Source organism: bacterium, from assembly GCA_024224155.1.
Lineage (GTDB): Bacteria > Acidobacteriota > Thermoanaerobaculia > Multivoradales > JAHEKO01 > CALZIK01.
On record JAAENP010000071.1, the window covers coordinates 1 to 9,332 of the forward strand.

General features: G+C 63.1%; 8 protein-coding genes. 3 read left to right on the plus strand and 5 right to left on the minus strand.

Going from position 1 to position 9,332, the window contains the following annotated elements:
- The first annotated feature begins 187 nt into the window (after positions 1 to 187).
- Together GY769_04180 and GY769_04185 are read left to right on the plus strand one after the other, a co-directional pair.
- Positions 188 to 955, plus strand: coding sequence for a pirin (locus tag GY769_04180; GenBank protein MCP4201112.1), 768 nt, complete (start codon positions 188 to 190; stop codon positions 953 to 955).
- Between the two features lie 128 nt (positions 956 to 1,083).
- The gene (locus GY769_04185; protein MCP4201113.1) at positions 1,084 to 1,599 is read left to right on the plus strand and encodes a DinB family protein; all 516 of its coding nucleotides are present in this window, start codon (positions 1,084 to 1,086) and stop codon (positions 1,597 to 1,599) included.
- A 602-nt stretch (positions 1,600 to 2,201) separates the two neighbouring features.
- Here the strand turns inward: GY769_04185 and GY769_04190 are convergent.
- From GY769_04190 to GY769_04210, 5 genes are all read right to left on the minus strand, one after another.
- Complete coding sequence (locus GY769_04190) at positions 2,202 to 3,683, minus strand: serine hydrolase (GenBank protein MCP4201114.1); 1,482 nt, start codon at positions 3,681 to 3,683, stop codon at positions 2,202 to 2,204.
- Positions 3,684 to 3,744: 61 nt separating this feature from the next.
- Positions 3,745 to 4,446, minus strand: coding sequence for a hypothetical protein (locus GY769_04195; protein MCP4201115.1), 702 nt, complete (start codon positions 4,444 to 4,446; stop codon positions 3,745 to 3,747).
- A 63-nt stretch (positions 4,447 to 4,509) separates the two neighbouring features.
- A complete protein-coding gene (locus tag GY769_04200) occupies positions 4,510 to 5,766 on the minus strand; it encodes a PQQ-binding-like beta-propeller repeat protein (GenBank protein ID MCP4201116.1) in 1,257 nt (418 codons plus the stop codon).
- Positions 5,763 to 6,212: a MarR family transcriptional regulator gene (locus GY769_04205; protein ID MCP4201117.1), complete on the minus strand. Its 450-nt coding sequence runs from the start codon at positions 6,210 to 6,212 to the stop codon at positions 5,763 to 5,765. Before GY769_04205 ends, GY769_04200 begins: the two co-directional genes overlap by 4 nt.
- 772 nt (positions 6,213 to 6,984) lie before the next feature.
- A complete protein-coding gene (locus GY769_04210; protein ID MCP4201118.1) occupies positions 6,985 to 8,007 on the minus strand; it encodes an IS110 family transposase in 1,023 nt (340 codons plus the stop codon).
- Between the two features lie 585 nt (positions 8,008 to 8,592).
- Between GY769_04210 and GY769_04215 the strand changes: the two genes are divergently transcribed.
- Positions 8,593 to 9,332, plus strand: a 740-nt coding sequence (locus GY769_04215; GenBank protein ID MCP4201119.1) for a hypothetical protein, incomplete at its 3' end; no start/stop codon positions are given.

Sequence of the window (9,332 nt, forward strand, 5' to 3'; positions counted from 1 at the left end):
ATGAGCTTAGCCGCGTGAGGCTTTCGCCCTGACGCGTGCTGACAACTGTCCGCATCGCCTCGGGGAGGTCCTGGACCGGACCGTTTGGAACACCCCTTCCAAACGACGCACCAAGTCCCGGAAGCTCGCTCAAGAAGCGCTCGAGATCGAAGCCGAGGAGGCTCGCGCTGCTGGCGCCCTCGGCTTCATGGCCCGAATCCTTGTCCAGGCCACCCTGCCCCACCGCCGGCCAAGGACGCACGAGTTCGAGCGCGTCAACGGCCGCTTCACCCTCTGCATGAACGCGCCGCCGTCGGTCGGCCTGCCCTACGGCTCGTACCCACGGCTTGCGCTCGCCTGGCTGTCGACCGAAGCCGTGCGAACCCGCAACCGCGAGATCGAGCTCGGCCCCACTTTCTCGAGCTTCATGTACAAGCTTGGCCTGACGCCCGTGACCGGCAAACGCGGGACAACGTCACGCCTGCGCCACCAGCTCCATCGGCTCTTCTCCACCACAATCCGCTGCAGTTACTCCGACGAAGACGAGGGCCACGCCGCTGGCTTGGCTTACACGATCGCCCACAGGCACGAGCTCTGGTGGTCGCCCCGAGATCCGGAGCAGCGGCCCCTCTGGAACTCGGTCGTTGTCTTGAGCACCGAGTTCTACGACGAGCTCGTCGCCCATGCCGTGCCGATCGACCTCCGCGCCCTCAAGGCGCTCAAGGGCTCACCTCTCGCCCTCGACATCTACTCTTGGCTCACCTACCGGATGAGCTATCTACGAAAGCCGTGTCTCATTCCGTGGGAGGCACTCCAGACTCAATTCGGCGCGGACTACGGGCGGCTACGGGACTTCAAGAAGAAGTTCATCAACCACCTAGGCAACGTGCTGCATGTTTACTCCGCAGCACGGCTTTCGGAGCAGGCGGCGGGGCTCCAGTTACGGCCATCTCCTACTCACTTGCCTCGCCGCTAGCTGGGCCGGAATCATGGCGTTATCGAGACCGAGATCAGCGGTCACCGGCGCTCGCCCGGCCGCCATCTCCTGGATGACCGGCAACACGCTCCATGTCGATGGCGGCGAGGACGTCGTAGGATGAGCTGATGACGAAAAACGGACTGCCCTGCCTGGACCTGCTGGAGGCAACTCCCCGAATCCTCCGCGGCCTGATGACGGAGCTGACCGAAGAGGACGCCCGGTGGAAGCCGGCGCCGGGCCGCTTCTCCGTCGCCGAAGTGCTGGCCCACCTGTCGCACTCCGAAGGCCACTGCTACCGCATGCGCCTCGATCGTTTCATGGCGGAGACCCGTCCCGAGTTCGAGCCCGACGACGCGCAGATGTATCTCGACCTCTATCGCGATGCCGACCCCGAGGAGGCTTTCGATCACTTCGAGGAGCAGCGCGAGAACAACATGGAGTTCCTCCGCAGCCTCCCTGCCGGCGCGGGCGATCGCCTCGCCCTGCATAAGGAGTACGGCGAGATCACCCTGTCACAGATGCTGAATGAATGGGCGCTCCACGACCTCGGCCACATCCGCCAGATCGCCGAACTGGCCCGCGCCCGCAAGTACCAGGCCGACGCCGGCCCGATGGCCGCCTCCTACAACCTGAGACCCTGATTAACCAATGAAACCGATTCTCTTTACGTTCGCCTTCGTGGCCACCCATGGCCATAGCACTCTTTTCGCCTCGCGTTGGGAGGCGGAGAAGGTCTGGTTGCACCAGCTCTGTGCTACTCCGATCCATAGCGACTCTCCTCTCGACCGGATCCTTTCGGCGTAGAGATCCTTGACCACCGTCAATGCGGTCACTTGTCAATATTCGAGGCGTGGTAGCTGACGATGCGCCAGGATCCGTCCAACCTCTTCACTACCGCGGTGCGTCGGCCAAGGTGCGTTCCCCGATCGACATGCCAATTTGATCAAGGGCTTTCTGCCCCACTGGTCCGCCATGTAGCAGTGGCTTATCGGCCTGACGCTCTTCGAGAATGATGACGTTTCGGTCTTCAGGAAAGCCGTCGAACTCTCTTCGAGCACCGGAATCCAGCCTTCCGGCGCTCGGCTCCGTACTCGGCGCCGAACTGAGCGGCGAGAGCGGCCCACGGGATCGTGCACGGTCTGCGCAGGTAGCTCATCCGGATTGTGAGCCAGATGTAGATGTCGAGGGCGAAAGGGGAGCGGTGGTCTCGCGAAGCCGGTCGAGCTCCTCGAACTTCGCTTCGCTACTCGACTTTGATGGCCTTGGTGCCGAGGAGCACGTTGTTGTCGCGGTTGAGATCGTAGTTGGTCTTGTCGTCGTCGACGACGGTGACGAGGTAGTACCTGCCGGCTGGGAGGTCTTCGGGAAGGAACGTCTTGAGCCGAGCGGTTTTGCGTTTGCCGGCGGCCAGGCCCTGCAGATCGACCTTTCCGATCCATCGCAGGTCATCACCCAAAACCGTCGGCCGCCGCTCGGGCGAAAGATAGAAGTCGATCGTCGTCGGGTGTGACCGCTCGGCGCTTCTGTTCCTGCTCTTGGCGATGAGCTTCACGCGATCGCCGGCGGCCACCGTCTTCTGCTTGACCTTGGAGCGAACGAGCGCCAGGTCGATGATCTCCCGGGAGGTGAGAATCGTCTCGAGCATCGGCAGGGTCTCCTCGATTTCCATGTCGCCCCCGGCGTGCATGTCGACCGCGAAGACGATGACCATCTCGGCGTCGGGCACGACCATGATCAGCTGTCCGCCATTGCCGTTGGCCGAGAAAGCCCGCAGGTGATGGAGGCGAGAGTCGTCAAAGAGAAGCTGGAAGGTCTCGGGGGTTTCGACCCACCACATGTAGCCGTAGTGGACGCCCGGAAGCCCACTGGACGGCTCGGTGTCCGAATAGGGCCGGGTGCTTTGGTCGACCCAGGTCTCGGGAATGATCTGCCGGCCTCCCCAGCGCCCCCGCTGGAGGAAGAGCTGGCCGAAGCGGGCCCGGTCGCGGGCCGACATCCGGAACACGTAGCACGGGTGGTCGGAGTACTCCATCTGGTAGTAGTAGGAACAGCGCGAGGGCCGGAAGTCCTGCATGCCGAGGCGGCGCGCGATCTTGCGCTTGAACTCCTCGAAGACGTCACCGCCGGTCTGCTGGCGGAAGATCGCACCCAGGGCGTTGAAGTCCCAGTTGTTGTAGTACCAGAAGGTCCCGGGCGGGTGGGAGCCGCGGGCAGGCCGCAGGTCTCTCATCCCCGGTGTCTCGCAGGCCGCCTGGTGGTAGACGCCCGATCGTGCCATCAGGAGGTCTCTGACCCGCGCCTGCTTCTCGGACTCGTTCAGCGGTGGGTCGTCGTCGATCCCCAACTCCTCGAGCGTCGCCTCGACGTCGATGGTGCCGTCGGCGACGTAGGGTCCGTAGAGGGCGCTCATGAAACTCTTGCGCACCGAGTGGCACTCATGGTCGGCGGTCACGTCGCCGAAGGCCGCCAGGGGCCGTCCCTTGTAGACCAAGAAGAAGGCCGACACCGGCGCGTCGTCAATGGCTGACCAGAGCCGCTCGGCTTCTGCCAGCCCCTGGGAGGAGAAACCCGCCTCCTCGGGAGTCTCCCAACGAGGCCAGTCGGAGTTCTGTGGTGCGGCCTGCGGCTGTGGCGCGGCCTGGGCCGGTGGTGGCATGGAGGCGACGTGGGCCAAACATGCGGCCAGGGCGAGGGCCCGGGCAAGGCGGTTCACAATCGATGTCATAGCAATCCTCCTGAACGCGCGGTTCGGCGCGAGACTCCGCAGATGAGCCGCCGTGCACGCCTCATTCGCCGCCCTTGGACATCGCGATCACGAATCGCGAAGAACCCACCACATCCACACGCGTGGCTTGGGGCCGCTGGGACGGAGTCGATGCCTCCACGCGCCGTTTGATCCCGAGCAGGCATTTCCTCATCATCACGATCTCGACCGCGTCCAACAACAGCGGGGCAAAAGGGCCATGCGGGCGCCAGCGCAGCCGAGTGACGAGTCGGGTGTGCTCCCGGTCGAGCGGATAGAGGCCCCAGGCCCAGGTGAAGACTTCGTCGCTGTCCGAGTCGTGTCCGTACAACAGCAGGAGAGAACGGTTGGGCGTGAGCTCTCGCACTTGGGCGTCGGCATCCTCCGACAGCGGGATCTGGTCGCCCGTCGCGAGATTCTGAAACTCCGGCAGAATCCGCTCGGCGCTCGGGATGCCGTCGTTGTCGAGCCGGTCCCAGCTGTAGAAGCCGGCTCTCTTGTATCCAATCTGGACGATCCAGGGCCAGATCGTCTTCGGTCGGCCTCGGATCGTCACCGCTCTCGTCGCGATGAACGTGGGCGCCGCAATGATCTCGTCGCCCGGCATCCGGCGGTTGACCTCTTGCTCCGTAGAACCCCAGTTCCTCTGCCACGGCCGGTAGACGACCTGGAAGAGGACCGCCAGGACCGCCGCGACCGAGGCGAGGAGAACTAGCGCTTTCAGGAGGCGAGACGTGCGCAGCACCACGGAGCCAGCTTAAACCCGGACTGCGGAGTGCGCGCCACCCGAACAGGGAGTGCACTCAGGCTAGCCCTTCATGTCGATACAGACCAGTTCGTCGTGATTTCGTAGGTAGAGCCTGCCGCCGGCCAGGCTCGGAGAGGTCCAGTTCTTCCCGCTCAAGACGCTGGCGCTGGCTCGCTCGACGAATCCCTCCGGGCTCGCGTCGATGAGAGCGAGATTGCCGGCCTCGCCCAGAACGATCAATTTGCCGTCGGCCGCGATCAGCGAGCCTCGCTGAAATCCCCGTGCCCTCCACATGAGTTCGCCGGTCCTGACATCGAGGCATTTGAGAATCCCGCGGTCGAATCCATAGACATAGTTCCCGAGCAGCAACGACGTGTTGACGTCGCTGCGCATCTCTTCGGATTTCCAGACGGTTGCCACCACGAACTTCTCGCCGACTCGCAGGATTCGGACGACCGCGGCGCCGGAGCCACTCGAAACAAAAATCCGGTCCGGTGCGATGAACAGCGGTGTGCCAGTGTTCAACGGAACTCCGGTGACCGGGCAGAGCTCCTCCCAGACGTAGCGCCAGAGAGCTCTGCCGTCGTCTGGAGCGACCGCGTGCAGGCCGTGCGCGCTCCAGAACACGATCTGGTCGACCCCGTCGATGGTGACGGCGATCGGCGAAGAGTAGGCCGGCTGATCGTCCTCCGAGGCCCAGACGACCTCGCCGGTCGTCTTCTCGAACGCCATGAAGGCCGAGTTCTTGCCGCCGGCCTCGATCACGACCTTGTCACCCACGACCAGCGGCGACGAGGAGTAGCCGTAGGGAGGCAGGTTGGCGCCGTATTCTCGCTCCAGATCATGCTGCCACCTCAACTCACCCGTGTTCATATCCGCGGCCACGAGGTGCCCCCCGGTTCCAACCGTGAACACTGTTCCACCGTCAATCAGAGGAGTCGAGCGTGGACCGTTTCCGTAGTTGTGGATGAATGCCTTGCCGAGTTCTCGGCGCCACAGCTCCTGACCCGTCAAAGCGTCGAGACAGAGCAGGAACTGGGTCCCGTCCTCGTCCCAGAGGGTGTAGGCCTTCCCGTCTACGACCGAAACGCTCGAGAATCCCGCTCCCGCCTGGGTTCGCCAGAGGATCGTGGGGCCGCCCGCGAGCCATTGATCGAGGAGGCCCGATTCCGATGAAACGGCATCACGGTTGGCACCGCGCCACTGGGGCCAATCGAGCACTACTCCGCCCTCGGGCGGTGTCGCGGTTTCGGCCGGCAGGCGACTCGACGGCAGTGCAAGGCACACGAACGTGAGCAGCAAGATGGACTTGGTCATGGTAATCCTCCTTCCTCGGCCTCACAGTCGAGGTACGCTTGTACGAGAATCTCGAAGTCACGAATGACCGCATCGCGCCTCGACGCGGGGATCTTGTCGAAGACCCGGCGGCTGTGCGTGTCATTCTCCTCGTGGATTGACCGGGACACGGCGGCTCCCTCGGGAGTTAGCTCGATCCAGACCACGCGCCGATCGCTGTCGCCTCGCTCGCGGCCAAGCAGTCCCTTCGCCACCAGACCGTCGACCGTGCGGCTGAGCGTGCTGTTGTCCAATCTGAGATTCGCCGCGAGCTGACCCATCGTGAGCCGACCGCCTTCCTCGATCTCCAGCAGCACCAGGCACTGGGCGAGCGTCACGTGGCTGCAGCAGGATTTGAGCTGAGCGTTGGTGACGCGCTCGAAGCGGCGAAGAATACGCCGATAGCTTCGAATCTGTCGAGTGTGCACGCGGTCACCTACACTTGCAATCTACAATTATTGTGAACTACAAATATATAGGCGTCAAGGTCTTTTTCTACAGACTCCGCTACCCTCCTCGCCCGAACCGACCCCCGTCCTCATCGGAGGCCTGCCCTGAAGGGCTGCCCGTTCCGAAGCCGTCGCCAACGTTCGTCGCTGTGAGCGCCGTGGTCATTGCGCTTCTTGGCTTCGTGGAGTAGCCGTCTGACCTGACGGAGCTTCTCAGAGGGTCCGATATGTCGCCCATCTCGGACCTATTCTGCCCGGCGACTACAGACTTTGGAGTCGACGTCCGAGTAGGGCGACTTCCATAGGAAAGATTGTCAAGGGTAAGCCTCCAGGGCTCGCTCGATGGCCTTTGGCATCGAACGTCCAGTTGCGGTGTAGCTCGAGGTTTGGACTACGGATTCTTCTCTGTACTCGAGATCGCTGGTCGACGGGCGCCGCTGATCGTGAAGCGGAACCTGTTCTTGCCGCTGACGCTGAACCAGACTTCCATGAGGGCCTCGGGGACCATCTCTTCGTTCGGTTCGGTGAGGGGGCATAGTCTTTTGGTGGGGCCTCCGGAGCGCGCCTGACTCGAGCAGCACCAGGGACCGTTTCCCTGGAGAAGTGCTTCCGGCAGGATGCGTTCCGGGGACCAGTCGCCCTACGGATGCTGTCCCTCGAACCTGGAAACCAGCGAGATCATTCCGTCGGATCGTCGAGCGCTGGAGGGTCGTCGGCCTCCCCCTACGAGCTCCGCTCGAAAGTCCATCGGTTAGGGCTTCGGGTTGTACCTCTCTTTCTTCTTCCACATTGTAAGCACCGAGGCGGCGAGTTTGCGCGCCACGGTCAGCCGGGCGAGGTTGGGTCGCGTGCCGTTCTCGGTGAGTCGCACGTAGTCGGTCGACAGCGGCTCCTTCTTGAATCGGATCACCGTCATCGCGGCGCCCTTGAAGATCCTCTTGAGCGTGTGGTTGCAGTCTCGATTGAGTCCCCGGGTTTGTTGGACCGGTACTCGCACCCACCGTCCCTCGACCTTTGCCCAATCCGACGTGGTCCGCCTGAGCAGGCCGAAGCCACAGTAGGCCCAGAACTGCCGCTTGGTCCGAAACCGATGTGGCGTGATGACGATCGGGATCAACTGCGCCACTCGGATCGGCCCCAGCCCCGGAGCGGTTTGGAGGATGCGAGAGATCGGGTGCCGGCGGGACTCGGCGATCATCGCTTTCTCGATACCGCCACGCAGTTCCTCGATCGAGGCCAACTCGATCCCGAGAGCTTCGACCGACCGGCGCATCCAGGCGGGGAGCTCGGGAAGAGCTTCTGACTGCTCTGCAAGACCATGCCCCGGGTAGCCCACTGCACGTCGCCGGTAGGCGCTGCGCAGCCGGTTCTTGGCCCGGCCTGAGTCTTCGGTCAGCATGTCGTACGTCCGCGCGAGCTCGCGCAGCTGGGTGAAGCGCAGCGGCGCCTTGTAGACCTCGGTCTTGATCTGACCCGTACGCAGATGCTCTGCGAGATCCCGTGCATCGATCGCGTCGCTCTTCGACCCGGTCTTCTGCTGCGGCTGCTCGACGGCGAGCTCGGCAACATGCGGCTCGAGGATCTCGTGGAGCCAAGCGCTCCACTCGCCCTCCTCGAGGCAGACGTGGAGCTGCCCCGGGATCTGTGCGAGATGGCCGATGAGCGCCTGGCCATTGGTCTCGACAACATCGTGGCGGACCTTCTTGCCGGCCGCGCTCATCACGTAGATCGTCGAACTCTTCGAATGCGTGTCGATTCCGATGTAGCGTTGCATCGCGATCCTCCTCTGTGGGGGCTTCGTGCCCGGGTTGTTTGGTGTACCCCGAGCTTCGCCTCCCTGAGGAGGATCGCCAAGTCTCGTCAGACGAACAGAGGGGACTCGCGGATCTCGACATCGCGATGCACCGCCCAGCCAAGGGAGCAGGACGTGGCTTTCCTACGATGTCTTATCGGACGTCAGCCAGCGCGGGGTAGCAAGTCGGTCAAATGCCCCCCGCCTCGGACTGAGAGGTCGCCCTCTGTTCCTGCGTAACGAGGCGCTGGTACCAGGCAACCCTCCAAGAGGCACATTTCGTTTGTCTTTGCGAAGCCCCCGGGTCCAGACGGGATTACCGAGCTCTGGGCGGGTTGGATGACCACCGCTCGGAACTTGGCGCCCCGGACTTACACCTTGGAGTAGGCTTGCTTCGGAGGAAGGGAAATGACCGAAAACCGAGGATTTATAGCGTGCACGGGACTTGTGCTTCTGACAGCCCTTGCCTGGGCGGTGCCAGTGTCTGCCGGTTGGAGTCGATCAGTCAGGTTGGATGAGCCTGGAACCTGGCAAGAGTTCCAGAGTGCGGCCACCTCAGGCGAAGCCGTGCATTTAGTCTGGTCGGCACGGACGTATGAGGAAGACAAGATCGAGGGCATCTTCTATCGCCGAAGCGAAGACTGTGGTGAAAGCTGGACCTCGCCGGCATTGTTGGCTGAAGTACCACTGGTTTGGCACAGTCTCGAGGTCGCTGCTTGGGGCGATGACGTGCACGTTGTCTGGAATGAATGGAAGACGAGCCGCATCGGCGTCTACTACAGCGTCAGTCGGGACGGTGGAGCGAGCTGGAGTGAACCAGAGAGGATCTCCGACGCGACCAAGCACGCGTATGCACCTGTGATCGCTGTTGTTGCCGACACTGTGGTCGTAGCGTACCGGCGGGGAGGGCAGTCCGGCAGGCGCATGGTGGTCGAAGCCAGCAGCGACGCCGGCCGCGGTTGGGTTCGACACGTTATTCCCCGACGCGACGGAGACATCGGGGTTCTCACCCATGACGTCGCCCTCGAAGCGGACCCGAGCGGGGGCGTCAAGCGGGTGCATCTCGTCATGTCTACGCCTTCGTCCAGCAAGGAGGCCTCGCAAGTATGGCTCCAGTCGAGTGACAGTTTGGGGAAGTTCTGGTTTCGACCGCTCCGTCTCGATGAGGGACAGAAGGCGGGGTTCCGTTCGACGGTGGACCTTCGAATAGAGGCCTCCGACTCCGGCGTTCAGGTCGTCTGGTCGCGGCTACCTCGTCTCGAGATCCTCCACAAAGGCACTGTTAAAGGCGAAATTACTCGGGAGAA

Coding starts and splice junctions, on each gene's coding strand:
- GY769_04180 (MCP4201112.1), top strand. CDS start 188: ATGGCCCGAATCCTTGTCCAGGCCACCCTGCCCCACCGCCGGCCAAGG.
- GY769_04185 (MCP4201113.1), top strand. CDS start 1,084: ATGACGAAAAACGGACTGCCCTGCCTGGACCTGCTGGAGGCAACTCCC.
- GY769_04190 (MCP4201114.1), bottom strand. CDS start 3,683: ATGACATCGATTGTGAACCGCCTTGCCCGGGCCCTCGCCCTGGCCGCA.
- GY769_04200 (MCP4201116.1), bottom strand. CDS start 5,766: ATGACCAAGTCCATCTTGCTGCTCACGTTCGTGTGCCTTGCACTGCCG.
- GY769_04210 (MCP4201118.1), bottom strand. CDS start 8,007: ATGCAACGCTACATCGGAATCGACACGCATTCGAAGAGTTCGACGATC.